The sequence below is a fragment of the Ktedonosporobacter rubrisoli genome (assembly GCF_004208415.1).
Classification (GTDB): domain Bacteria; phylum Chloroflexota; class Ktedonobacteria; order Ktedonobacterales; family Ktedonobacteraceae; genus Ktedonosporobacter; species Ktedonosporobacter rubrisoli.
Genome location: NZ_CP035758.1, coordinates 1,329,748 through 1,354,256, shown reverse-complemented (window position 1 = coordinate 1,354,256; position 24,509 = coordinate 1,329,748). Strand labels below are relative to the sequence as shown.

20 protein-coding genes and 1 pseudogene are annotated in these 24,509 nt (G+C 53.4%); 12 read left to right on the top strand and 9 right to left on the bottom strand.

Annotated features, from left to right (window positions below):
• Positions 1-67 precede the first annotated feature (67 nt).
• Positions 68-2,079 (bottom strand): annotated as a pseudogene (locus EPA93_RS06240) (YjhG/YagF family D-xylonate dehydratase).
• A 530-nt stretch (positions 2,080-2,609) separates the two neighbouring features.
• Here EPA93_RS06240 and EPA93_RS06235 point away from each other — a divergent pair.
• The 7 genes from EPA93_RS06235 to EPA93_RS06205 all read left to right on the top strand — a co-directional run bounded on the left by EPA93_RS06235 (position 2,610) and on the right by EPA93_RS06205 (position 10,582).
• Positions 2,610-3,314, top strand: coding sequence for a helix-turn-helix transcriptional regulator (locus EPA93_RS06235; protein ID WP_129886223.1), 705 nt, complete (start codon positions 2,610-2,612; stop codon positions 3,312-3,314).
• A 162-nt stretch (positions 3,315-3,476) separates the two neighbouring features.
• Complete coding sequence (locus tag EPA93_RS06230; protein ID WP_129886222.1) at positions 3,477-4,244, top strand: cyclase family protein; 768 nt, start codon at positions 3,477-3,479, stop codon at positions 4,242-4,244.
• 10 nt (positions 4,245-4,254) lie between these two features.
• On the top strand, positions 4,255-5,505 hold the full coding sequence (locus tag EPA93_RS06225) for an MFS transporter (protein ID WP_129886221.1): 1,251 nt from the start codon (positions 4,255-4,257) through the stop codon (positions 5,503-5,505).
• On the top strand, positions 5,502-6,473 hold the full coding sequence (locus EPA93_RS06220) for a fumarylacetoacetate hydrolase family protein (RefSeq protein ID WP_129886220.1): 972 nt from the start codon (positions 5,502-5,504) through the stop codon (positions 6,471-6,473). Before EPA93_RS06225 ends, EPA93_RS06220 begins: the two co-directional genes overlap by 4 nt.
• A gap of 106 nt (positions 6,474-6,579) precedes the next feature.
• Positions 6,580-8,139 carry an AMP-binding protein gene (locus tag EPA93_RS06215; RefSeq protein WP_129886219.1) on the top strand — a complete coding sequence of 520 codons (1,560 nt, stop codon included), beginning with the start codon at positions 6,580-6,582 and terminating at the stop codon, positions 8,137-8,139.
• Between the two features lie 203 nt (positions 8,140-8,342).
• Positions 8,343-9,218, top strand: a complete 876-nt coding sequence (locus EPA93_RS06210; RefSeq protein ID WP_165422914.1) for a class I SAM-dependent methyltransferase — start codon at positions 8,343-8,345, stop codon at positions 9,216-9,218.
• A gap of 488 nt (positions 9,219-9,706) precedes the next feature.
• A complete protein-coding gene (locus EPA93_RS06205; RefSeq protein ID WP_165422913.1) occupies positions 9,707-10,582 on the top strand; it encodes a class I SAM-dependent methyltransferase in 876 nt (291 codons plus the stop codon).
• Between the two features lie 47 nt (positions 10,583-10,629).
• Here EPA93_RS06205 and EPA93_RS06200 read toward each other — a convergent pair whose 3' ends face one another.
• Positions 10,630-11,256, bottom strand: coding sequence for a hypothetical protein (locus tag EPA93_RS06200; protein ID WP_129886216.1), 627 nt, complete (start codon positions 11,254-11,256; stop codon positions 10,630-10,632).
• Between the two features lie 54 nt (positions 11,257-11,310).
• Entirely contained in the window at positions 11,311-11,976 is a 666-nt protein-coding gene (locus EPA93_RS06195; RefSeq protein WP_129886215.1) for a TetR family transcriptional regulator, read from the bottom strand.
• A 510-nt stretch (positions 11,977-12,486) separates the two neighbouring features.
• Between EPA93_RS06195 and EPA93_RS06190 the strand changes: the two genes are divergently transcribed.
• A complete protein-coding gene (locus EPA93_RS06190; RefSeq protein WP_129886214.1) occupies positions 12,487-13,323 on the top strand; it encodes an aminoglycoside adenylyltransferase domain-containing protein in 837 nt (278 codons plus the stop codon).
• Between the two features lie 37 nt (positions 13,324-13,360).
• On the opposite strand, the gene EPA93_RS06185 is transcribed toward EPA93_RS06190, so the two are convergent.
• The 5 genes from EPA93_RS06185 to EPA93_RS06165 all read right to left on the bottom strand — a co-directional run bounded on the left by EPA93_RS06185 (position 13,361) and on the right by EPA93_RS06165 (position 18,248).
• A complete protein-coding gene (locus tag EPA93_RS06185; protein WP_129886213.1) occupies positions 13,361-14,251 on the bottom strand; it encodes a TIGR03621 family F420-dependent LLM class oxidoreductase in 891 nt (296 codons plus the stop codon).
• A 318-nt stretch (positions 14,252-14,569) separates the two neighbouring features.
• On the bottom strand, positions 14,570-16,102 hold the full coding sequence (locus EPA93_RS06180; RefSeq protein ID WP_129886212.1) for a PQQ-binding-like beta-propeller repeat protein: 1,533 nt from the start codon (positions 16,100-16,102) through the stop codon (positions 14,570-14,572).
• Complete coding sequence (locus tag EPA93_RS06175; RefSeq protein ID WP_242527332.1) at positions 16,095-16,625, bottom strand: RNA polymerase sigma factor; 531 nt, start codon at positions 16,623-16,625, stop codon at positions 16,095-16,097. Before EPA93_RS06175 ends, EPA93_RS06180 begins: the two co-directional genes overlap by 8 nt.
• A gap of 272 nt (positions 16,626-16,897) precedes the next feature.
• Positions 16,898-17,842, bottom strand: coding sequence for a DMT family transporter (locus tag EPA93_RS06170; RefSeq protein ID WP_129886210.1), 945 nt, complete (start codon positions 17,840-17,842; stop codon positions 16,898-16,900).
• Between the two features lie 4 nt (positions 17,843-17,846).
• Entirely contained in the window at positions 17,847-18,248 is a 402-nt protein-coding gene (locus EPA93_RS06165; RefSeq protein ID WP_129886209.1) for a RidA family protein, read from the bottom strand.
• Positions 18,249-18,432: 184 nt separating this feature from the next.
• Between EPA93_RS06165 and EPA93_RS06160 the strand changes: the two genes are divergently transcribed.
• Complete coding sequence (locus EPA93_RS06160; protein ID WP_129886208.1) at positions 18,433-19,245, top strand: TrmB family transcriptional regulator; 813 nt, start codon at positions 18,433-18,435, stop codon at positions 19,243-19,245.
• A 3-nt stretch (positions 19,246-19,248) separates the two neighbouring features.
• On the opposite strand, the gene EPA93_RS06155 is transcribed toward EPA93_RS06160, so the two are convergent.
• Complete coding sequence (locus tag EPA93_RS06155) at positions 19,249-20,289, bottom strand: LacI family DNA-binding transcriptional regulator (protein WP_129886207.1); 1,041 nt, start codon at positions 20,287-20,289, stop codon at positions 19,249-19,251.
• A 475-nt stretch (positions 20,290-20,764) separates the two neighbouring features.
• Here EPA93_RS06155 and EPA93_RS06150 point away from each other — a divergent pair, with 475 nt between their 5' ends.
• The 3 genes from EPA93_RS06150 to EPA93_RS06140 all read left to right on the top strand — a co-directional run bounded on the left by EPA93_RS06150 (position 20,765) and on the right by EPA93_RS06140 (position 24,313).
• Positions 20,765-22,198 (top strand): ABC transporter substrate-binding protein, encoded by a 1,434-nt coding sequence (locus EPA93_RS06150; RefSeq protein ID WP_129886206.1) that lies wholly within the window; start codon positions 20,765-20,767, stop codon positions 22,196-22,198.
• 139 nt (positions 22,199-22,337) lie between these two features.
• Positions 22,338-23,285, top strand: coding sequence for a carbohydrate ABC transporter permease (locus tag EPA93_RS06145; RefSeq protein ID WP_129886205.1), 948 nt, complete (start codon positions 22,338-22,340; stop codon positions 23,283-23,285).
• 137 nt (positions 23,286-23,422) lie between these two features.
• Complete coding sequence (locus tag EPA93_RS06140; RefSeq protein WP_129886204.1) at positions 23,423-24,313, top strand: carbohydrate ABC transporter permease; 891 nt, start codon at positions 23,423-23,425, stop codon at positions 24,311-24,313.
• Positions 24,314-24,509: the final 196 nt, after the last annotated feature.

The window sequence follows — 24,509 nt, the reverse complement described above, 5'->3', positions numbered from 1 at the left end:
TGAGATTGTTCGTATTGTCCCTCTTTATAGATCAGTTTATCCCCAAAGGTGTGTCAGAGCCGCATGTTCACTGGTCTTGTGGCGAATGCTCCTGGCTGTTTGCCTCTTTTGCTTCGCCAAGGGCGCGCATCCCGACTTCGAGAACCTTGATAATGCGCTCGACGTCATAGACGGAGCCGCGCCAGACTCCGCCGCTGGCCGCCTGCAGCGCTGCCCATAGGCGGCTGTCGTCGGGCAGGTGCGGATCGGGCCTTAGATCTGGATGCGGTGAGCGTGCCTTGAGCCTTACCGCTCCTTCCTGCGGGCTAAAACGCTCTTCACCTTCGCCGATAAAATCGACTTTACCTTCTAAGCGCTGACGATCTATCTCGATCTTGATGATATCGCCGTCGCGCACCTTGCCCAGCGGTCCCCCGGTCAGCGCTTCTGGGCCGACGTGGCCAATACAGGCGCCGGTAGATACACCAGAAAAGCGCGCATCGGTTACGAGGGCTACCCGTTTGCCGAAATCTAAATGCTTCAGGGCGGAGGTGAGCTGATATGTTTCCTCCATGCCGGTACCCGCTGGTCCGCGTCCCATCAACACAAGTATGTCGCCGGCCTGAATATGTCCAGCCTTGATTGCGGCGATGGCCGCCCGCTCGCTGGTAAAAACGCGAGCCGGACCCGTATGCCGATAGACGCCATCGGCATCAACGACGCTGGGATCTATCGCCGTGGATTTGATGACCGAGCCTTCGGGGGCCAGATTGCCAATCGGAAAGGTGACGGTAGAGGTCAGGCCACGAGCCCGTGCCCTGGCCGGGTCCATAATCACGTCGTCGGGATCAATGCCGTCAGCGCTGCGCAGCCGCTCGCGCACGCGTTTCCGGCGCGCTGATTGTTCCCACCAGTTGAGGGCTTCGTCCAGCGTATGGCCACTGCAGGTGCGCACGCTTGTATCCAGCAAGCCGCTGCGCCGCAAGTGGAGCATGACTTCCGGCGCGCCCCCAGCCAGAAAAACGCGAATGGTTGGATGATCTACAGGCCCGTTGGGCAGCACGCTGACCAGGCGCGGCACTTCGCGGTTGACCTGCTGCCAATCGGTAACGCCGGGCGTAGGCAGTCCGGCTGCGTGGGCGATGGCCGGAATGTGGAGCAGGAGGTTGGTCGAGCCGCCAAAGGCTGCGTGAACTACCATCGCGTTGCGAACCGCAGCCGAGGTCAGGATGTCTTGCATGCCCCAGCCCAGCAACAACAGGCGCAGCAGCGCCCGCGCTGCCTGTACGGCCATAGCTTCCCAGATCGGTTCACCTGAAGGCGCCAGCGCAGAGTGCGGCAAGGCGATACCAAGGGCTTCCGCGACCACCTGGGATGTCGCGGCAGTGCCAAGAAATTGGCAGCCACCACCGGGCGAGGCGCAGGCCCGGCAAGCCGCCTCCGCTGCTTGCTCAAGTGTGATCTCGCCATGTACGTAACGCACGCCAATCGTCTGTACTTTGCCCGCGTCTTCGCCCTGCTCCGCCGGAAGGGTTACGCCGCCAGGAACGAGAATGCCGGGCAGCTCGCGCAACGAGGCAAGGGCCATCATTGTCGCCGGCAAGCCTTTATCGCAGGTGGCGATACCCATGACTGCTTTGCGCGTGGGCAAGGAGCGAATCAGGCGGCGCATGACGAGTGAGGCGTCGTTGCGATAGGGCAGCGAGTCGAACATGCCAGTTGTACCTTGCGAGCGGCCATCACAGGGATCGCTCACGTAGGCCGCGTAAGGGACCGTACCCAGGCGCTGAAGCTCTAGAGCTGCCGCGCGCATCAAGCTGCCAACTTCCCAGTGACCTGTATGATAGCCAAGGGCAACAGGTGTGCCATCCTCTGCGCGTATGCCTCCCTGCGTGCTAAGGAGCAAAATGTGTTTGCGCAAGACTTTGTTCGGGTCCCAGCCCATGCCAACATTCTGTGTCAGGCCAAAGAGATCGCCACTGCTCCACTCGCGCAACATTTGTGGTGTCAAGGGAGCTTACCCTGTGGGCCGGGCGCGTGCGTTGGAATAGCATAAATATCCGGCTGCTCTGTGCGCATGAGCGTTTCAAGATCCTGCATCTGCTCGGCAAAAGCTAGTTCATCATCCATCATTGGCGGTTTCCTCTCGGGATAAGCGGACATAGTTACTACTTTATGTACATCCCTACGAGCATTATGTCAATGCAAGGGGATGTCGCCCTAACATTCTTTGGCTGAGCCCTATGCTAGTCTGCTGATAGGAAAATGCGGTAGGGATACAGCTAATAGTCGAACGCGCCTGCCTTTATCTCCGGAATGGGATTGTTAAGGGGGCATCGCGCTCAAGGGCTATTTAGTTTTTAGAGAAGCAGGAGATACCTCTCCACTGGAGAGGGCACCCTCTCTGGGAGAGAGGTATCCCTGTCCGGGGACAGGTATCAGAGGACAGCCAGCCCTCTGCCGGGGCATGGGGCGTGCCCCATTTTCCCTTCTTCTCGGGTGGGTGGGGCAAAACAGAAAAATTAAATAACCCTGACTGTCAATATTGATAGTTGTTTGTTAACATCTTCAATGGTATAGTTAGAAAAAGATGATCCACATTGCGACCTTTCAGTAGAAAGGAATAAGTGATGATTCCTAACAATGAGCTACCATCTCAAAGACTAGAGTTGGATGGAACCACGACTCGCATGCAGATCGCATTGTACCAACTTCTCTCCTCTTTTCAGCTTGATGTGATGTATACCAAAGCGCAGACCCAGGACCCTGCTAAATTTCAACTTGGGCTTAAGCTTGGCTTACGTTCGGATGAATATAGCTACCATACGATGCACCTCCCCTTTGGACAGGGTGGCTGGGCCTGGACGCACTCTGCTCCTGTTTGGACCAATGACTATTACCGCGATAATCGCTTTCGCTCCTACCGAGTTGTAGAGGTTGAAGGGATAAGGAGTGTTCTTTGCGTACCTTTTGTCAGGGCCGGTTTTCTCATCTATGGCGCCAAGCGCTCACAGAACGCCTTCTCTGAAGATGTAGCAAAGCTCTTGATAGAAGCTATCGATGCACTCTGGCGGCGTACTCAGGAAGCCACTCTTAGCAACGGGCCGCTTATTGCTGAGAATCAGCCGGTCTACCGCCGCTACGATTGCAGCGAGCGCGAATGGAATATTCTTTATCTTTTGACGCTGGGCCTCTCGGATGAAGAGATGGCAGAAATTTTGCATATCGAGGCAAGTACGATCCGCTTTCACCTGCGTCGTTTGCAGCGGAAACTTGAATGCCGCAATCGTACCCACCTGGCAACAACTGCCCTGCGTCTCGGGATCGTCGTCTAAACACTGATTGCCTGTTTAAACACTGTGCGTTGGCTCTAATGTACGCAAGATAGCCCACGTTCCTGCCGGCTTTGAGAAATAAGTTTTATTACACAACATGACAGTATGTCCGCTTGTCTTGAATTTTCTGCAGTATTTATTTTCACGAAAGGTAGGATACCTATGCGTTTCATTGATCTAAGTGTGCCGCTTGCAAATCAGGCTTTGTATGATCCCTGGAAACCGGCCTTCCATTATCTCACCCATGAAGGAGAAGGTCTTGAGTGGATGAAAGGGGCCTTTGGCGTTGCCGAGAAGGATCTCGTGCTTTCAGAGGGGAAAGGTGCTGCGTTTGAAGAAATCACGCTCATTACGCATGCCGGAACCCATGTCGATGCGCCCTGGCATTATGGCCCAATGAGTGAAGGCAAGAAAGCGCGTACTATCGATGAGTGCCCGCTTGAGTGGTTTTATGGTGATGGAGTTGTGCTGGATATGCGCCACAAGCGACCCAAAGAGCGCATCACCATCGCGGATCTTCAGCAAGCTTTAGAGCGCATCGATTATCGCTTAAAGCCACTTGACATCGTACTGATCATGTCTGGGCGCGACAAGTTTCTCTCTCAGCCAGAATATTTTGAGCAGCCTGGCATGACCTGGGATTCGACCCTCTGGCTGGTCAACCAGGGCATCAAGGTTATCGGCGTTGACATGTATGGTTTTGATAGGCGCTTTGAGGATATGGCCGAAGAATTCAAGCGCACAGGCGATGGCCGCGTTGTGTGGGAAGCCCACTTTGCCGGAATCCAGAAGGAATATTGCCAGATTGAGAAACTTGCCAACCTCGACAAGATTCCCCAGCCATATGGTTTCACCATATCTTGTTTTCCTGTGAAGATCCAGGGAGCGAGCGGCGGTTGGGCGCGTCCAGTCGCTATAGTAAAAGAATAGGTATACGGGCATGAAAACATCGTTATCAAGAGATGGCTCTGCGCGCTGGTGGATGCTCCTGCTTCTCTCGCTCGGTTTTGTCCAGTTAACCTTAAACTGGTTTAACATCGCCGCCGCCTTCTCTGTCATTGGGCCACGCTTCGGGTTGCAGGTTCCGCAACTGGCCTTGCTCATCTCGCTTTTCCTGGCTGGCTATGGCATCTTCCACATTCCTACAGGCTTTCTAGCCTATCGTTTTGGCTTGCGTAATACGCTGCTAGCCGGCATCTTGCTCGAATCGTTGGGGACAATCGCCACAGCTCTAGCGCCAGACTATGCGTGGTTACTGGTTTTGCGCATTATCACAGGTGTAGGTGCCTCGTTGTTCGTGGGCTGCGGCTTTTCCATGGTCACTAGCTGGTTCCGCGGGCGCGAGTTGGCTCTGGCGCTCGGCATCTCTGGCGGAGCTGCCTTTGCGCTTGGTGCGGCCCTTGGCCTTTTTGCCTGGGTCAGTCTGATTGAGGCCGTGAGCTGGTCCATGGCCTTGCTCATTGGCGGCTTGATTGGCATGCTGATCTTCGCCGTTTCGCTTGTCTGGTTGCGTACGCCAGACGATGAGCAAGTAGAGCTAGAGGCAAAGGCGATCAGGTGGTCAGCGGTTGGTCGCGTGCTCGGCAATAAGGATCTCTGGCTCCTTGGCCTGGCTCTCCTGGGAGCCTATGGAGCCTACTTTACGGCATCGCAGCTCATGAGCACCTACGCGGTAGCCACCTTCCATTTCTCGGAGGGGCAGGCTGGTCTTATGGCCGCTGTGATTGTGCTGGCTGGCATCCCCGGCTCGATTATTGGCGGTTACTTCGCCGACCGCGCGCGCGCCTTGAAGCTAGTTATTCTTGCCCCTCCTCTGCTCCTTGGTCTGGGTCTGCTTGTCTTGCCCTTTGCTGGTGTCGTTGGCACCTGGATCATTGCCGTGTTCGTGGGCTTCCTGCTTATCTATAGCTTTGCCGCCTGGACGGCATCGCCCGGCCATTATAGTGACCAGATCTTTCCCGAGGATGTTGCTACTGCTGAAGGGTTGATGCTCACTCTGGCGGCGGTAGGTGGCTTCCTTGTTCCGCTCGGATTTGGCCTGATTGAAGCCGCCAGTGGTTTTACAGGAGCCTGGATATTTCTCGGCGTGGTGAGTATTATTTTTGCTGTGATTGGTTTTGCTGCGCGCGAGCCCCTCAAGGCTCCGGCGCAGCAAGAGGCTCGCATTGCCGTAGAAGAAGGTGTGAAATGAGACTTGTAACCTATGAAGTGCAAACCGTCCTGGGTCCCTTCCGCCGTGTAGGCGTGTGGCGCGACGATGAGACAATCGTTGATGCGAATTTCGTTGTAGCCGAATATCTCAGGCGTACGCATCATGGCGAGGATGCCTACAGGGAGGCCGATTTTCTGGCTCCTGTGGAGATGATAAGCTTTATCGCCGGGGGTGAGCGTACCTTGCAAACCGTTCGCGAGGCCCTGGCCCTCGTCCTGCCAACACAAGAGCAGCAGGGAGCAAAGGGCGAGCAACTCGTTTTTCAGCGGGAGCATGTGCGCTTATGTGCGCCTATCCCGCGACCGCGCCGCATACATGATTTCATGGTTGTTGAGGAACACGTGCTCAATAGCCTGAAAAACATTCCAGTGGAGTGGTATAATATGCCCGTCTGCTATAAAGGCAATCCTGATGCCGTTATTGGGCCGGATGAGACCGTGGGCTGGCCGCGTTATACCCAGAAACTCGACTATGAATTGGAGCAGTGCGCAATTATTGGGCGCAGAGGCAAAGACATCAGCGCTGCCGAGGCAGAAAAGTACATTTATGGCTATTCTATCTTCAACGATTTCTCGGCGCGCGATATCCAGATGCGCGAGATGTCGGTAGGGCTGGGACCATTCAAAGGCAAGGATTTCGCGACAGCTATTGGCCCTTGCCTGGCTACCGCGGACGAATTCGATGCATTACATGCGCAAATGACTTTGCGGGTGAATGGCGAGGAATGGTCAGCCGGTACAATTGGTCGCATGCGCTTCTCATTTGCCCAAATCATTGAATACCTCTCGAATGAGGAAGAGATTTTTCCGGGCGATGTGCTGGGCAGCGGTACGGTAGGGCGTGGCTGCGGCTTAGAGCTGGAGCGCTGGATCGCGCCCGGCGATCTTGTGGAAGCTGAAGTAGAGGGTATAGGGGTTCTGGCTAACCGGATTGGAAACCGCGCTTAGCCTCTCTATGTATTGTGTTTGGGCGCTTCTCGCGCGCAAATAAGCTTGCCAGTGTGATGATAAAAATCGCGCTGGCAGGCGGCACGGAGAGGTATGGAGAAAAACTATGCATATCTTGAGCAGCGTTGGCAAGCGTACTCTTGCCGGCATGCTAGCGGCGCACGCTTGCCATCAACCTGAGCGCGAATTCCTGATCTTTGAGGATACGGCGCAGCAGGTTGAGACATTTAGCTGGAAACGGGCTGATGAAATCGTCAACCGGATCGCGGCCCTCTTCTATGAGCATGGTGTGTCCCAGGGGACGAAGGTAAACATCCATCTCACGAACTGCCCCGAATTTGTCTTTAGCTGGTTCGCTTGTGCGCGCCTGGGAGCTATCATTGTTCCCACAAATACAGCTTCGAGCCTCAACGAACTGAGCTATATTCTGCAGCATGCGGAATGCAAAATCAGCGTAACCGCGCCTGCTTATGCGCAGCAGTTTGCGGACATCAGAGCTTTCTATCCAGTGTTGCAAGAGGTCTTCATCATCGATCAGGAACCGTTCGCGACTGCCATGCGCAGCACTTCTACTGTCAGCGCGCCATCTATCAAGGTTCGTTCTGAGGATGAGGCCGCAATTCTCTATACGTCGGGCACAACCGCTAAGCCTAAAGGGGTACTGGTAACCCATGCCAACTATGTCTATGCCGGCGAGACCATTGCTAAAGGTATGCGCCTGGGGCCAGAAGATAGATTCCTTACAGTTTTGCCTCTCTTTCATGGTAATGCCCAGTACTACAGTATGATGTCAGTTCTAGTAACGGGAGCCACACTGTTGCTGATGGACCGCTTCAGCGCTAGTCGTTATTTTGCGCAGGCGATACGCCATCGGGCAAGCGTAGCCAGTCTCTTTGCGGCTCCCATGCGTATGTTGCTGGCCCAACCGTATGATTCTCAGGCGCGAAGCCATCGCTTGCGGCTAGCGATTTTTGCCCAGAATCTCAGCCCCAGCCAGTTACAGGAATGGGAAGAGCGCTTTGCTGTGCCCCTCATGCAGATCTATGGGATGACGGAAACCATGGGCACCCCGCTGATGAATCCGCTTGATGATAAACGCGATCCGCTCTCGATAGGCCGGCCCGCGCCTGGCTATGTCTGTCGGGTGGTTGATGATAATGGGAACGATGTACCAGCCGGTATAGTGGGCCAGTTGCTGGTAGGAGGCTTGCCGGGTATCTCCCTGATGCGCGGCTATTATAAGGATGAGGCCGCAACAAAGGCCGCTCTTAAGGATGGCTGGCTCTACACTGGCGACAATGTAAGCTATACCGAGGATGGCTATGTCTACTTTGTAGATCGACGCAAAGATATGATCAAACGTGCGGGAGAGAACATCGCTGCTAGTGAGGTTGAGAGTGTTATCAAAGAGCATCCAGCCATTTTTGATGTCGCCGTGGTTGGCGTACCCGATGCTATGCGTGATGAGGCCATCGTTGCCTTCGTAGTTCCTCGTCAGGGCAGTAGTATCAGTGAGCAAGAGGTCATGAGTTGGTGTAGCGCACGGCTGGCGAAATTCAAGGTGCCGAGCTTCGTTCAACTCGTCGATACGTTGCCGCGCACCTCGGTAGGGAAGATTCAAAAGCATGTCTTGCGCCTGAAATGGCAAGCTGCGCAGCAATGCTAAGCCTTCGGCTCAAGATCATCGCCGTTCAGAGCGCTCTCTTTCCTGGAAGCTCACAGGGTTACGGGAAGAATGAAAGAAAGGACCAAAGTCGGGTACTAGCTGCTCGACACGATGTACAAAGATTTGCTATACTGAAAGCACAAGCCCATGCTACATAGAGCATGGGGCAGAGAGGCAGAATTCCAGAGCAAGGAGGCGCTAGCGTGACATCCTCTCCTCAGCAACCCCAAGAACAACCAAGCACCTATTTTGTCCAGGATCGCTCCAATGAAGCCGAGTTGACCCGTCTGCATATTCAGGATCAGATGTTGACTAAGGCGATGGGTGGCGTGCTGCCCGAACAGCCCGATCCGAGCCGCTTTTCTCGTATCCTGGATGTGGGATGTGGAACCGGCGATTGGCTCATTGAAGCCGCGCAAACCTATCCCCATCTTTCGCTGCTCATTGGCGTGGATGCGAGCAGGAACTTGCTGGCGTATGCCCGCGATCAAGCCGAGGCTCAAGGCGTCAGCGAGCGCGTTGAGTTTCAGGTGATGGATGCCTTGCGCAGGCTTGATTTTCCCCGGCACTATTTTGATCTGGTCAATCATCGTGCGGCGGGCAGCTGGTTGCGGACCTGGGATTGGCCCAAGCTGCTCAGCGAGTATCAGCGCGTATGTAAGCCGGGCGGCGTGATTCGACTGACGGAAAGTGATTTGATGGCCTATAGCAGCAGTGAGGCCTTGACCCGTCTGTTTGAGCTCTTAGTAGAAGCGTTCCACCAGGCTGGACACTTTTTCACAGCAAAGAGCGATGGGGTGGTCAGTGAGCTGGCGCGCCTGCTGCAGCAGCATGGGGTACAGCAGGTGCAGACGCGCGCGTACAAGATGGAATTTCGTATGGCAACTGAGTCGGGGCAGCATTTTGCTGAAGATATGAGGCTGGCCTTTCGGACGTCCTTGCCCTTTATTCGGAAATGGAGAGGGCCGTCAGAGGATTACGAGGAGCTCTATCAGCGCATGCTGAATGATTTGCGACAACCCAACCTGGTAATTACCTGGCCGATGCTTACGGCCTGGGGAACAAACGTAGGAGCTTAGTCTCTTAGTGTGCCTGTTTATATTAACCCGGCGAAATGATACAGAGCTAGCGGCGCGCTTCCCCTGCCTGCTGGCCCTGCTAGGCCTTGAGAAGCTCGCGGGCCTGCCCTGCCAGCTCGGCGCTTTTGTCCGAGGTCTGTGCCATCCAGGTGAGGTGTGAAGGAGCATCCTGATCTGCGTTTTTTATCCGAGCTCCTTTCGGTAACTGAGCTGCTGCGCACCTCGGGAGGGAAGATTCAAAAGCATGTCTTGCGCCAGAGATGGCAGGCTGCGCAGCAATGCTAAGCCTTCGGCTCAAGATCATCGCTGCTCAGTATGTTCGCTTTCCCAGATGGCCGCAGAACCACGGGAAGAATGAAAGAAAGGACCAAAGTCGGGTACTAGCTGCTCGACACGATGTACAAAGATTTGCTATACTGAGAGCATGAGCCCATGCTACATAGAGCATGGGGCAGAGAGGCAGAATTCCAGAGCAAGGAGGCGCTAGCGTGACATCCTCTCCTCAGCAACCCCAAGAACAACCAAGCACCTATTTTGTCCAGGATCGCTCTAACGAAGCCGAGTTGACTCGTCTGCATATTCAGGATCAGATGTTGACTAAGGCGATGGGTGGTGTGCTGCCCGAACAGCCCGATCCGAGCCGCTTTTCCCGTATCCTGGATGTGGGATGTGGAACCGGCGATTGGCTCATTGAAGCCGCGCAAACCTATCCCCATCTTTCGCTGCTCATTGGCGTGGATGCGAGCAGGAACTTGCTGGCGTATGCCCGCGATCAAGCCGAGGCTCAAGGCGTCAGTGAGCGCGTTGAGTTTCAGGTGATGGATGCCTTGCGCAGGCTTGATTTCCCTCGGCACTATTTTGATCTGGTCAATCATCGTGCGGCGGGCAGCTGGTTGCGGACCTGGGATTGGCCCAAGCTGCTCAGCGAGTATCAGCGCATATGTAAGCCGGGCGGCGTGATTCGTGTCACGGAGAGCGATGCGATGACCTATAGCAGCAGTGTGGCAAGTAAGCGCCTGTTTGAGCTTCTCGTAGAGGCGTTCCACCAGGCTGGGCATTTATTTACAGCAAAGAGCGATGGGATGGTCAGTGAGCTGGCGCACTTACTGCAGCAGCATGGGGTACAGCAGGTGCAGACGCGCGAGTACGTTACCGAATACCGCATGGGAACCGAGCAGGGGCAGCATTTTGCTGAAGATATGAAATTGGGCTTTCGCACGGCTCTACCCTTTATTCGGAAATGGCGAGGGCTCCCAGAGGACTACGAGGAGCTCTATCAGCGCATGCTCAGCGACCTGCAGCAGCCCGATCTTGTGATTACCTGGCGTATGCTCACGGCCTGGGGGACGAATACAAGTGTTTAGTTGCTGAGTATGCTTAATAATTTTAGCCTGGGATAAATAACGCAGGGTTAGCGGCGCGCTTCCCCCGCTTGCTGGTCCTGATAGGCCTTGAGAATGTCGCGAGCTAGCTTTCTGGGATCGCCGAAACGCTTATCAAGGGCTAGCGTCTTTTCTTCGCCGTCCTCTTTATTGATGAGGGCCAGCTTTACCTTGTCGTCCTTATACTCGCTAATGATGAGGTCGCTCAAGGCCTTGTAGTCGATAACTGTCGTTTTATTCTCCTCTTGTTTAAGGATAAGACCATCCGGACGTATCAGCAAGAGCTGTGCGTGAGGCTTTTTGGCATTCTCGATGCCATCAAGCCCGACCAGCAGGAGGAAGCCGCCCACGATAGCCGCAGAGAGATAATCAAGAATGCGCCACAGTTGTGTATTGCTAAAATGTAGAAATCCCGAAAAATTGGCTATGATGAATGTGCGCAAGGGTCCTGGCAGCCAATCTAGAAGGAAGCCGCGCATGACAATCATGTGCGGATTCAGGATATACCAGACAAGAAAAGCGATTAAGACGAACAGCAGCAAGAAGCAAATGAAAGCTTGCTCAACAAAAAAATCCTTTTTGGCGTAATGAACATGCCAGTCCTCTGGCGCTGCCCCATCCTGCACGCGCTTGAGAGCATCCTCGCTGTTAATCATAAACTATCCTTTCGTGAACAGTGGGTATGGTTCCGTTTCATGAATGTTGAGAAATCAAGAAAATGCACTTTCTTGATTCTTCATGATAGCGCGCTCAAAGATCTCCACGAGCTCGGCGCTGTATACTTCAAGATCGAGCTGGTCAATGAGGTTCGGATTCAGCATGAATTCGCTGATCGCTCCCCGGATGGCGTTTGCCATGACGCTTATCTTGAACTGGCGGAATTCTCCTGTGCTCTGCCCGGCGCGCAGAATCTCTTGCAATTCGAGGAGCAGTTGCTCCTCTTCTTCATCACCAAGCTTATAGTAGGGAACGTCTTCGGGTGTGCGCGCATGGAAGATAATCTCCAACAGGGCCGTATTGTGCTTTGGGTGCGTCGCCTGGTAGGTCAGACTGGAAAGAATATAGGCGCGAAGCTTCTCCCGCGCGGTCGAGGCAGCCTGCGTTCTGTCTAAGATATACGCTGTGTTCTCGGCTATAAGCGTAACTAAGGTCTGGTTCATCAGATCTTGCTTATCACGGAAATGATAGGAGATTAAAGCCGTGCTGATCCTGGCGCGCTTGGCAATCTGGGCCAGGCTGGCGTTGATATAACCTATCTCATCCAGGGTTGTAATGGCTGCATCGATGATCTGCGCCCGCCTGGCCTCGGCGATGAACGAGTGCTTTTCTTCTATCTTCTCGTTTTTTGCCACTTTCTCTTGCTTCTGATCACTCATTTTGTCTCTCGTTTTCCTTGCCCCTCTTCATAAGAGATAGAGACATGCCCTTGTTACAATAGCAATATTTTCCGCAATGGCCAACAGCCTAACGACATGGGTTGCATCATGTCTTTATTGTTCAAATAAACAGTTTTTTGATTGCTTAATCAAATTTTAGCAAAGCGGGGAAATTTTGTCAAGCAAAAATGTCTATGCAATCCTGCTTAGCGCATAGTTAACTCTTTTTTGTAGAGAATGATTTTGTATTGAGGATGCGTGCGTAATTTTCGTCTTTTTTACACGCTTCCCCAATGGGAATTGATCAAGGCATCACAAGTCCACAGTCAACCGGCAAGATTGCTCCAGTGATATAGGAGGCCGCATCCGAACAGAGCCAGAGGAGGTTCTGCGCATGCTCCAGGAGCAAAGCGCTTGCACGAATATAAGAAAGCAGATATACTGACCATCTGGAAGTGCTCAAGCGTCAGGCTGGCCTTATGCGCGATAGTTTGCTAGAAAGTGGCATGCATGGAAAAAGCTCTACAACCGACGCGCTACAATGATGTTAATGAGGTACTGCGCGATTTTGTGGCCTGCATTCAGGCCCTTTTAGGTGGTCAGGAGAATCATTTCTATGGTCTCTATCTCTATGGCTCGCTAGCCCTGGGGGATTTCGATCCTGGCCACAGCGATATTGACTTTATCGTCGTAACGACCTCTGAGCTTTCAGCTGAGCGCATTGCGGCCTTGCGCGAGATGCATGCGCGCTTTGCCAACAGTTCCTCACCCTGGGCGAAGCGTATAGAGGTGGCCTATATTCCTCGGGAAGCCCTTAATCACCTTGCCCCAACTGAAGCCCGCTATCCCCAGCTTGAAAAAGGTGGCGAGCTCAATATGGATCATCTCGAAATTGGCTGGATCTTTCAGCTCTATACACTTCGCGAGTATGGGGTGAGCGTTGTTGGTCCCTCTCTTCGCGCGCTTATCGCTCCTATTGATCCCACTGCCATGCGGCGCGCTGTCATCGCGATTCCACAGATGTGGCTGGACGATAAGGAGCATGATCCCACCTGGCTGCCCTGGCTGCGTGAGCGCGAAAATCAAGCCTTTGTCGTCCTGACCCTATGCCGTCTGCTCTATACGCTTGGCACCGCAGATGTAGCCTCCAAACCTGCTGCCGCACATTGGTGCCAGCAAACACTGGGCGAGCCCTGGTCTGCCCTGATAGGCGATGCGCCAACCAATCAGCACAGGAGTGGTCTGATCTCTGCTGATGAGGAGGCTGCGACTATAGGTCTGCTCCAATATACGTATGAACGCTATTGGCTGTGGAGCTCGCAGGCGGGGACCACCAGGGACAAGTAAGGCTCCATCGATAAAGTGTAGCCAACTCGCTTGCAGCTTATTTGCCGCTCAGGCTGGCAACAAGCGGAGCGAAAGCCTCCATGTCAGCTTCCTGGACTTGAATGTAGGAGAAGCCATACATTTCTCGCCGCCTGAGCAGTTCCTCACGAATCTGCTCAAGGCTGCCGCTGAGCACCTGGAAGGCGGGAGGAGCAAAGAGTGGGGCCCCGCCTGTGCTCCTGGTCTCCTCGCTCCCCGATCTCGTCCTTCCGTTGAGATGTACCCCAAAGGTGGGAAAGCCCAGCTCAATGTGATCGAAGCGCTCCCCGGCCGCTTCTCTGAACCAGGCAATTTTTTGCTCAATGAGCTCATGACTGCCTAAATTGCCAAAGTTGATGCTTGTGGCCTCCCTTGCGGCCAGTGAGAGCAAACGCTGGCCCGAGCCGCCGATCAGCAAGGGCGGATGGGGTTTTTGCAGCGGTTTCGGTTGAGCGCTCATCTCGTTGAGCGTATAAAATGAACCGGAAAAAGTGGCGCTTTCCGTCGTGAAGAGTAACTTCATAACTTTAATAGCCTCTTCCAGGCGACGAATACGCGTATCAGCTGCATCAAAGGGAAGGCCCATCTGCGTATAGTTGCTCTCAAGAAAGCCAGCCCCAATACCTATTTCAAGGCGCCCTTCAGATAGCACATCGAGCGTAGCAAGCTCCTTGGCCAGCACAGCCGGATGGCGATAATCGTTATTGAAGACAAAGCTACCAAGGCGTAATGTACTGCTAACGCCTGCCGCGACTCCCAGTGCCGTAAGAGGCGCAAGGGCTCCCGTCACGTGATCGGGGATCGAGAGCGTTGCATAGCCAAGGTCTTCTGCTTTGCGCACCTGCGTTATCCAGGTGGGACGCGTGTCAAGGCGCCCGATCAATACGCCAAAACGAAAGGATCGATACATATCAGATCTCCATCTCCAGGAAATTTGCCGCTTCAGTAGCGTACTTGCTTACGACCGAGTTGAGGCGAGCCCGGCGTCTCTGCCCTCAAAGCTACTTTAAGGGAGCAAGGCTTTTCTGGCAAGAAGGCACTAAAAAGTGCTGTAGGTACCTGTGAGAAACCAGAGCACCTTTTATATGCAGGCGTGCGGCGTGAGGCTGTTGCCAACGCTGGCATCTTCTCTAGTGGACCACGCATAAAAAAGCGTGTAGCAGAGGCCCTGACGCCAGGTATGCTTCTCTGCTACTCGCTTCTCGTTAATTCGGTAAATTCTTTACCTCTATGGAACAACCTGGATTGTAGCTACTACAAAGCTAGGAGTTCCGTCTGGCAATGTAGGGGCAGCGGCATTCCAGAGGAGAGTGCCATTTTTAGCTTTGAAGGCAAAGATCCCACCGTTGAGGGCATAAATCGTATTATTGGCGAAGACAGGTTGGCCGGGGGTGCCATTGGTACTGGCTTGCCAGAGTTCATGCCCATTTGCTGCATTCAAAGCCTTTACGCCATAAAACGAGTTGGCATCGCCATTCACCGCTACATAGATTGTCTTGCCATCGTAGGCTGGAGCCTCTTCGATAGCCCCAAGCTGCTGTTTCCAGAGCAGCTTGCCCGTTTGCAAATCATAGGCATAAAACCAATAATCAGGCGAACCAAAGTATACAGCGTTATTTGTGGCGAGAAGATCCATCACGAGCTCGTGTGTTTGTTCTGATTGCCAGAGTTTCTGACCAGTCCTGGCGTTAAAGGCATAGACATAGCCTTTTTCATTGCTGGAAAGAGCAAGCAAGAGCACATTATTGCGCACGTGAAGGCCAGTCAAGATCATATCTGGATTCGGATCGGGTCTTGGCACGTACCAGAGCTGGGAGCCACCGTTTGTTGTATCGATCGCGCGTAGTCCATCAGATGTCGCCAGGTAGAGAATATGATTATCCCCTGTGAGATGGATGTCTGAGAACGTAGGCATGAATTCATAGACAAGTCGTTTTGTACCATAATGAGGATCGATGGCATAAATTATGGTGGAATCGGCATCGTTCACTGTGGCGTAGAGCATTCCATCCATGAGCGTCAGGCCGTGTATGCTGTTCTCCTCAGCACTATTGGCCTCGTAGGACCAGAGCTTCTGGCCAGTTCTGGCATCCAGGGCCAGCACAATATGATCGCCCGAATTTTGGCCCTTTGCTAGAGGACCGCTGACTAATGCGTAGACCTTATCGTCAGCGACGATCAAACGCGTAACGCTCTGCAGGATCTGGATATTATTAAACTTCGAGCTCGCCAAGCGATAGGTCCATAGCACTTTGCCCGTCTGGATATCTGCCCGGTAGATGATGCCGCTGCCACTTACATAAATGCCCGTGGCCGAAAGAGGGGCAGTCATGTCCTGAGAAGAAAGGAGAGTGGCCTGGCGCATTGGTGCAAACGTGAGGAGAGCAAGTCCACTTCCTGTAAGCACAACTATAAAAAGGATTGAAGCCACAAGCATGGCGGAGCCTTTGAACGTGCGTCGTGTGCGTGCCTCACTTTTAGAGGGTAGGCTGGATATGACTAATTCTGCCTCTTGCCTGGCATCTTGCGCGTGTAGGGCTTCTTTTAAGCTTGCGGGAGTTCTCTCTTCAATTTGCTTCAGCAGGCGTGCGCGTACCGTTTCTAATATCTCATGCTCTTCTTGCTCTTCCCGATGAATGTTATAGAGTTCTTTCACGAGAGAGGCATTGGCCGAGGCTTCCGCCTGCTGCGGTCCCCAGACAAGCTCATCTATTTGCTCATCAACTTCCTCTGGCCGAAACATTTGCTCATGCTTATTCACTGTCTGCCTCCTCGCTATTTCTTTTGTAGCTGCTACGCAGGAGATTGAGCGTGCGCGAAAGTATGATGCGCGCCGCGCCTTCGCTCTTGTTGATCCTTTGCCCAATTTCCAGGCAGCGCAGACCGCTCGCAAAGCGCATACGCAATACCTCGCGCTGGGTCACTGGAAGAGCGTCAAGGCGCATTCTTAAATGCTCGTGCGCTTCCTGACGCAAGATAACCTGCTCAGGGGCAAGCTCGTCATCGCTTAGCATGCCTTCAACCGTCTCTAGCGGAAGGTGAGAATGCCGCTGTGCATGCCGCTGCAAGTCGACAAATTTATTATGCGCGACGCGTCGTAGCCAGGCCAGTTGTTGTTGCTCATCCAATTGCGCAAAGCCTGGCTTCTCTAAGGCCGCGACAAATACATCCAACAATATATCCTCAGCTTGCTCTCTTGTAGCGACGTGGCGGCGTATATACTTTAGTACGTTCGGGGCAAAGCGCTCATAGAGATCAGCGATAAGTGATCCCTCAGATATCATTTGCTGCTCCTGCACCTATTTTCCGCTCCTTTACATCTGCTGTTTAAGATCTCACTAGTAAGTCGTTGAGTAAAGAGAAACGTTTCAATTTTTTCTGTGCTGCTGTGGCATAAAGCGAAAAATAGAGCTGTGGATCGTGAGGAATGTGTCGGAGCAAGCTATCTGGCGAGGCTGCCTTGTTTTCATTGATGAAGACAGCCCATGTGTTATTGCAACAAAGCATGATGAGCTCTAGTTTGCTCGCTCGATCTAAACGGTAGTTTTCATGAGCGCTACTTGGCGGTCGATGGCTGCTTGCGTAACGTTCTCTTGTAAGAGCTGGACAGTAGCGAAGGAAGCTGAGCGACAATAATGCCTGTGATAATGATTATGCTACTAATAATCACGACGGGAGTGATCTGTTCGTGGAGCAACAGGCTGCCTCCAATCACGCTGACAATGGGTAAGAGATTCATAAAGCTGGCTGCTTGTGTGCTGCGAAGATGGGCTACCCCAAAGTTCCAGAGCATAATGCCAATGACAGTGCTTCCCAGGGCGAGGAGGGCAAAGGCCAGCCAGGCAGGTCCGCTGAGCTGCGTAAAGCTGGGTAGCACATGCGGGTCCCACAGAACGAGAAGCGGAAGCGTGCCTAGTATCGTCGTAATACCTGAGCCAACCGGTGAGCCATACTTACGGCTGAGCGGACGTACGGCTAAAGTATAGATGGCCCACATGAGCAACGCGAAGATGGCCATGGCCATGCCTAGCAGCAAGCCTTCGCGTTGCTCCGCGCGCCAGACGGTCCAACTGATCAGAATCAGGATGCCCAGCAGGCCAAGCGCCAGACCTATAAGCTCTATTCTGCTTGGTGGCTCGCGCAGGAAGAGCCACGAGATGAGAGCGATCCAGAGCGGCGAGGTAGAGGCCAGCAAGCCTGTCATGCCAGCCGGTAGCCATTGCACGGCTATCGTAATCATCAAGTTGTAGCCCAGGATGTTGGCCAGACCACAGAGCAAGGCGCGCAGCCATTCGCGCTTTCCCCAGCCCTGCTTGCGGATGCGCAGGACAAGCGGGATGCACAGTAACGCTGAGATGCTAAAACGCATCAAGACAAGATGCTTGACGCTCAGCGCTGAGGTAATCAGGTAGCGGTTAGCTACGGGAGCCAGGCCCCATAGACTAACCGCGAGCAGCAATGCGGCTAGCGCCGAGATAACTATTGCACGCTCTCTCAACACGCTTCTATCCCTCTTTCGTTGCGGGTAACAGGGCAACGACCTCAATCTCGACAAGCAGCGAGGGATCGATGAGGCGGCTCACCTCGACCATCGTCGCCGTGGGCCGAATTTCGCCGAGCACTTCGCCCTGAGCACGACCTATGGCTTCCCATTGCGTGATGTCCACAACATATGTACGGGTTTGCACAACATCCTCTAAGCTGGCTCCCGCTTCGCGCAAGGCCTTTGCGATTCTGCGCCAGATCTCCTGGGCCTGCGCGTAGGCATCGCCGGGATGCAGAGCTTTCCCATCGGGCCCGCTGGCCGTCGTTCCCGAAACGAAGACGAAGCGCTCAAGGCGCACGGCGCGCGAATAGCCGACGATGGACTCCCAAGGTGAGCCCGATGAAATATTCTGTCTTAACAAGATAGGCCTCCTTTTGCCAAGGGCAACTACTAGAAACCATATGTTATACTACCGGGGTAGTCATTGCCTACTATGGTAGTATAGTAAACAAAAGATTGGGCCTTGTCAATCCTGAAGAGTGTCTATCTGGAATTTGGACTCTTCATACCCCAGCCACTCTCTTTAAGCGAAGGAGCATAGATGTATGGACGAGATAGAAACATTGGTAGAGTGTATGAGCGCGTTTGGCTTCTCGCCTTACGAGACGCGTGCCTATTGTGCTCTTTTGCAAAAATCGCCAATGAACGGGCATGGGGTAAGCCGCGCTTCGGGCATCCCGCCCTCAAAAATCTACGAAACTCTGCAGCGTCTTCATCAGAAAGGTGCAGTTCTCATTTTCCACTCAGAAACCACCCTCTATTCACCCGTGCCCTACCGGGATTTGCTGGCGCGCCTGCGTGAGCACACTGAAGAAACTTTTCAGGCTGTGGAGAAGAGGCTGGGGCAGCTAGGCAAGGAACGTGATGATAATCTCACCTGGTCGTTGACTGGAGCCGAGAATATTATCGATGTAATGGCTCGCAGCATTGCGCGCAGTACGCAGCGTATCTTTGCCGCCCTCTGGGATCAAGAGCTTGTCGTGCTGGCTGAAGCCTTGCGCCAGGCCCATCGGCGTGGCGTAGAACTGCAGATCGCCATCTATGGCACCTTCCCGTTAGGCGTTCCCTATACCTACGATCTAACTCTCTGTGGCAAAAGTGCGCAGGAGCGTCTGAACGGGCGCCGGCTCTCGGTCCTGGTGAGCGACAACGAGGAGACGGCCGTAGCTGAGCTAACTGGCAGCGGCCACGATCAAGGTATCTGGACACATAATAGCGTCGTTGCCCTGCTGGCTACGGAGTATGTCAAAGAAGAGATTATGGGGCGCAGTCTTATCAGTGTCCTGGGCGAGGAGCGCTATCAGCTATTGCGGCGCGAGAATCCAGCTCTTGCCGCAATGTTACGCTTCGAACCTTGAAAATTACTCTCGTTCTGGCACGGGACCTGTTGAGTTGCGAATGACGAGCTGTGTTGGCGCAATGAACGAACTTACTTCCCGACCCTCAATCAATGCAAGCAAGCGCTGGACCGCCTCTTGCGCGATGAGCTGGCGATCTTGCCGGATCGTCGTCAGCGGTGGAATGGCAAACTGGCTCAGGACTACATCGTCAGCTCCGGCTAGCGAAATATCGTCGGGCACGCGCAGGTTGCGTTCGTAGAGCGCCCGCATAACGCCGAGGGCCATCAGATCGCTTCCAGCCACAATCGCCGTGAAATCCCGGCGCCGATCCAATAAGTCAAGGGCGCCCTGGTATGCCTCGTCAGTATTCCAGCCTGTCTGACAGACCAGAGCGGGATCAAGCGGAATGCCCGCGTTGGCCAGAGCCTGTTGACAGCCCAGAAAGCGTTCAGCGGCCGCCATATCAACAAGCTGACCAATGACGAAGGCGATCCGCCGATGGCCCAGGGCGAGCAGGTGCTCGACAAGCTGGCGCGAGCCATCCTGATGGTTTGAACGAATGTGGATGGCTCGCTCTCCCATGCCGGCTGTATCGACGAAAACAGTTGGTATATTAGATTGCAGAAGTCCCTCGATGCGTGAATCTTCTGGAGAAATTGAGAGCATAAGCGCGCCAGCGATGCGGCGCGTCTGCAGGCCACGAATGTAACCCTCGGCAATTTTGCTTCTGGCATGTGAAGGAATGATGAGATCATAGCCGGCGGCAAACGTTTCCTGCTCAATATGTGCCAGTACGTCAATATAGAAATAATGGGCAGTCTTCCCTAGACTTGTAAAGAAAGACGGGCTGGGGTCCTGGCCCGGAAGGCCAAGCGCAATCATGCGCGATTTCTGCCTGACAAGGCTCTGCGCAGCCGTGTCGGGCTCGTATCCCAGAGCTGCGACAGCTGCGAGCACGCGTTGCCTGGCCTCCTCACTGATCCGAGGTGACCCATTGAGCACGCGCGAGACCGTGGCACGCGAGACTCCCGCGAGCTGAGCAACCTGTTGACTTGTCACCATAGAAACCTCTTCACGCTTCCTGTGTACACGTGTTATTTGTCTAATGTGTAAGTATGGTCTTTTGTTCAGCATTTGTCAAGAGTTCTCACTTGCTGCGCCGGGCTATAGCTGTCTTCTGGCGCGGCCGAAAGGGAGTGGAACTTTACCGCAACTCCACATTTGCCCTTGACAATCCTTGACCTTTGATGCTACTATCTCTCAATAAAGTGTACACGTGTACACGGCGAGGAGGGAGTCGCCATCGGAGAAGAAACTTAGTGTTGTCTTCAATGGAGAGGAAAACAGGGGACAAGAGCGTATGACCAGGGCCACAATCTCGCTAGTTCACTAAGTGCAAGCTTCAACTTTTCAAGTTATCTAATTGCGTGGGCACAGTATCTCTACAATTTTTTTAAGCGGTTAGGCGTGAAGATATGGTCATCCTTTTGTCCTGATAAATGTTTTACGGCATTATACCTAAGAGGAGGTACAAGGAATGCAACTTGCTCATCGGCGTAGAGGCCTGGCAAACGTTGCTCAGCGCAATGGCGGCACGCGTAGCGCCTTTGATCCGAGACGCCCCGGTGGATGGATGGCCTTTGGCCTTATTTTCTCACTCATGCTTGTTGTGTTTACAAGTTGTGGTTCGCCCGACAACACGGCTTCTCAGGGCGGAAAAGTCAATCTGACCTATGCCCTCTGGGATCAGAATCAGCAGCCTGCTTATCAAAAATCCATCGATGAATTTGAGAAGCAGCACCCCAACATCAAAGTGACCATTCAGCAGACGCCCTGGGCCCAATACTGGCAGAAGCTCAACACCGAGTTCGCCGGTAACAGCGCCCCCGATGTATTTTGGGATCACGTGGCCTATTTTCCCCAATTTGCCCAGCAGGGCGTATTGATGGATCTCTCTCCCTTGATTGAGAAGGACAAGCTTGATCTCTCGGTATACTATCCTCAGCTGATCAAGCAATTCCAGTACCAGGACAAATATTATGGCATGCCCAAGGACTGGGATACCATCACCCTTATCTACAACAAGAATATTTTTAAGCAGATGAATGTTCAGGAGCCCGATGATAAGCTTAACTGGAATCCTACTGACGGTGGCTCGTTCCTCAAGCTCCTGCAGAAGCTCACAGTCGATAAGAGTGGCAAGCACGCTGACGAGCCTGATTTCGATGCCAAAAATATTAAGCAGTATGGCTTTGTTTCTCTAAACAGCAATCAGAGCGCCTACCTTAATTATATTGCCATGAATGGTGGCAAGTTCCTTGACAAGCCGTTTGGCCAGAAGTTTGTCTTTAATCAGCCCGAGTCGGTGCAGGCCTTACAGTTCCTCGTCGATCTGATCGCCAAATGGCATGTCTCTCCGCCGGCCTCCCAGACAAACGACGTGTCAAATGTGGATATCCAGATGCTGGCTCGTGGCCAGGCCGCGATGATTGAAACTGGTTCGTGGAATGTCTCCTACATTGCCCAGCAAACAAATTTCCCCATTGGTATTGCTCAGTTGCCCAGCGGACCCAAAGGACGCGTGAGTGTGTTCAATGGCCTCTCGGATGCCATCTCGGCCAAGACCGCTCATGCTCAGGAGGCCTGGGAACTGGTTAAGTGGCTGGCCTCTCCTCATTCCCAGGAGCTCATTGGCGGTCAGGGTATTGTCTGGCCGGCTGTGAAGAATGCTGATCAGAACTTCGCCGATTTCTGGAAGAAGAAGGATATCGACGTTACTCCATTCTTTACTGAAGCCCAGGGCGCTACGGTAAGCTTCCCCATTACGCCAGGCTTCAACGAGGCGCAGACAAAGATTAACGACATTTTCAATCAGATGTATCTGGGGCAGATCCCTGTACAGAAAGCTACTGATACGGCTGTGCAGCAGGGCAATGCCGCAATCAGCGGAGCTACTAGCGAAGGCAGCTAACGCCTACTGATTTGCCGGTCGCGGGCGCACCAGGGCTTGGCGTCGCGCTCGCGGCCATCCTGCCAGGGCTGCTTATGTCCACATGTGAAGCTATGTCGCTGAGATAAGCTGTATCTCGGCTTGAATCGGGGTCTGCAACATGCAAGTACACCAGGAGATAGACATCCATACGAGCGAGCGTAAAGCCAGGGTGCATGCTCAGCAATTTAAGGCGCGCCTGCGGACTACCTTGCTGGCCTATGCATTTCTCTTGCCTAGCTTTATCGGCTTGCTGGCTTTCTTGCTTTTGCCGATTATTGCAGTGGCTGTCCTCAGCTTTTTCAACTGGAATTTGCTTTCGGCGCCGCGCTTTATCGGTCTCCAGAACTACAACACGCTCTTCCATAGCCAGGTGGTGAGCGGCTCGCTGCTCGTGACGATTGGCTATGTGCTACTCAATATTCCTGCTCAGACGGTGCTGGCGCTCTTGCTGGCCTTACTTATGAATAAGAAGTTGCGAGGAATAGGAATCTTTCGCACGCTTTACGTTGTGCCTTGGATGGCCACGCCTGTGGCAATGGGCATTGTCTGGCGCTGGATCTTTGATCCGGCCAACGGTGCGCTCAATACGTTCCTTGGCTTCTTTGGTCTGCATAATATTACCTGGCTCTCGTCGCCACAACTGGCCCTGCCGGCTATCGCGGCTGTCAATATCTGGCAGTATACGGGCTATAATATGCTCTTCTTCCTGGCCGGGCTTCAGAGCATTTCGCAAGATATCTACGAAGCCGCCTCCATCGATGGCGCTTCGCCGGCTCAGGCCTTTTTTCGCATTACGCTGCCTCTGCTCAATCCAACGATGTTCTTTGTGCTTGTGACTGATATCATCGGTTCCTTCCAGGTCTTCGATACGGTCTATGTGATGACCAATGGGGGACCGGGAGGCGCTACCAATACCTTTAATTTCTATATTTTCAGGCAGGCCTTCGAGTTTTTTCATGCCGGCTATGCTTCGGCGCTCTCAATGGTGCTGTTTGGAGTCTTATTGCTTGTGACGCTGGTTCAGGCGCTCTACTTCCGCAAGCGGACGGTATACGAAGTAAGTTAGTTCCAGTAGCATCAAGCTGGTCAAGGAGGGCAAGCGGTTTTGGCTCGTCTAGCGCTCCGCACGAGCCTGCTGAGCTGGCGCATAGGCTGCAGGCTATAAGGCTCTATTGACCAGGTGATGAGGGAGGTTAATGCTCGATGTCTTCTCTTGAGGCTGGGCTCCGGCTTGAGCAAGGACAGCGGCCCGCGCCGAGTAATCGGCTGCTGCGCCATCTTCTGGCGAATGCGATCTGGTATATCATTCTGGTTCTTGGGGCGATTGTCTCGTTGTTTCCCTATTACCTGGCCCTGCTGACGTCGCTCAAGCCTGTCAGCCAGATCTTTGCCGGCGCTCCGTGGTCCTTGCCAGGCACGTTTACGCTAGACAACTATATAAGCGTTTTGACGCAATATAGCTTTCCATCGTATATCGTGCAGACGCTTATCTTTGCAGTAGTGGCAACCGTGGGCCAGCTCATCTTCAGTACGTTCGCGTCCTATGCCTTTGCGCGTATGAAATTTCCGGGACGCGATACGATCTTCTGGCTCTATCTGGCGACGATGATGGTTCCCAATATCGTGACGCTTATCCCGTTGTTTATTCTCATGCGGACGTTTCATTGGATCGATACGTACTTTGGCCTGTTGCTTCCCTACGTGCTCGGAACGCCTTATGGCATCTTTTTGATGCGCCAGTTCTTTAAGACTATTCCGACCGATCTTGAGAATTCGGCCCGCATTGAGGGGGCGAATACGCTGCAGATTATTGCGCAAATTATTATCCCTTTGAGCCGGCCTATTCTGGGCACGCTTGCGGTGATTACCTTCGTCCAGCAATGGAATAATTTCCTCTGGCCGCTGATCATTACGAACTCGCAGAGTATGCGCGTGCTTACAGTGGGGATCGCTTCGTTTCAGTCGAGCGAAGGAGCTCAATGGCACTTGATGATGGCTGCAACGTTTGTTGCTCTGGGTCCACTGCTCTTGCTCTTCTTTATCTTCCAGAAGCGCATCGTGCAGTCTATCCATCTGGGCTCGGGAATCAAGTAGGGCTAGTGTTCTGTCTAGATGGATGTGACGCATGAGAAAGCGGAGATGCAAGGGGCGGCCGCAGGCGGCACACTTGTCAAACTCTGCTTGACAGACTATTAGCTTTGCCGACAATCAGCGTCAGGTCTGCTAATGGTAGGAAAAAAGATGAATTCTCTTGTGCTACAATAAGCTGTACACGTGTTCACTTAATGCC

Coding starts and splice junctions, on each gene's coding strand:
- EPA93_RS06235 (WP_129886223.1), top strand. CDS start 2,610: ATGATTCCTAACAATGAGCTACCATCTCAAAGACTAGAGTTGGATGGA.
- EPA93_RS06160 (WP_129886208.1), top strand. CDS start 18,433: ATGGACGAGATAGAAACATTGGTAGAGTGTATGAGCGCGTTTGGCTTC.
- EPA93_RS06190 (WP_129886214.1), top strand. CDS start 12,487: ATGGAAAAAGCTCTACAACCGACGCGCTACAATGATGTTAATGAGGTA.
- EPA93_RS06230 (WP_129886222.1), top strand. CDS start 3,477: ATGCGTTTCATTGATCTAAGTGTGCCGCTTGCAAATCAGGCTTTGTAT.
- EPA93_RS06140 (WP_129886204.1), top strand. CDS start 23,423: ATGTCTTCTCTTGAGGCTGGGCTCCGGCTTGAGCAAGGACAGCGGCCC.
- EPA93_RS06220 (WP_129886220.1), top strand. CDS start 5,502: ATGAGACTTGTAACCTATGAAGTGCAAACCGTCCTGGGTCCCTTCCGC.
- EPA93_RS06175 (WP_242527332.1), bottom strand. CDS start 16,625: ATGATATCTGAGGGATCACTTATCGCTGATCTCTATGAGCGCTTTGCC.
- EPA93_RS06225 (WP_129886221.1), top strand. CDS start 4,255: ATGAAAACATCGTTATCAAGAGATGGCTCTGCGCGCTGGTGGATGCTC.
- EPA93_RS06200 (WP_129886216.1), bottom strand. CDS start 11,256: ATGATTAACAGCGAGGATGCTCTCAAGCGCGTGCAGGATGGGGCAGCG.
- EPA93_RS06155 (WP_129886207.1), bottom strand. CDS start 20,289: ATGGTGACAAGTCAACAGGTTGCTCAGCTCGCGGGAGTCTCGCGTGCC.
- EPA93_RS06145 (WP_129886205.1), top strand. CDS start 22,338: ATGCAAGTACACCAGGAGATAGACATCCATACGAGCGAGCGTAAAGCC.
- EPA93_RS06185 (WP_129886213.1), bottom strand. CDS start 14,251: ATGTATCGATCCTTTCGTTTTGGCGTATTGATCGGGCGCCTTGACACG.
- EPA93_RS06150 (WP_129886206.1), top strand. CDS start 20,765: ATGCAACTTGCTCATCGGCGTAGAGGCCTGGCAAACGTTGCTCAGCGC.
- EPA93_RS06195 (WP_129886215.1), bottom strand. CDS start 11,976: ATGAGTGATCAGAAGCAAGAGAAAGTGGCAAAAAACGAGAAGATAGAA.
- EPA93_RS06215 (WP_129886219.1), top strand. CDS start 6,580: ATGCATATCTTGAGCAGCGTTGGCAAGCGTACTCTTGCCGGCATGCTA.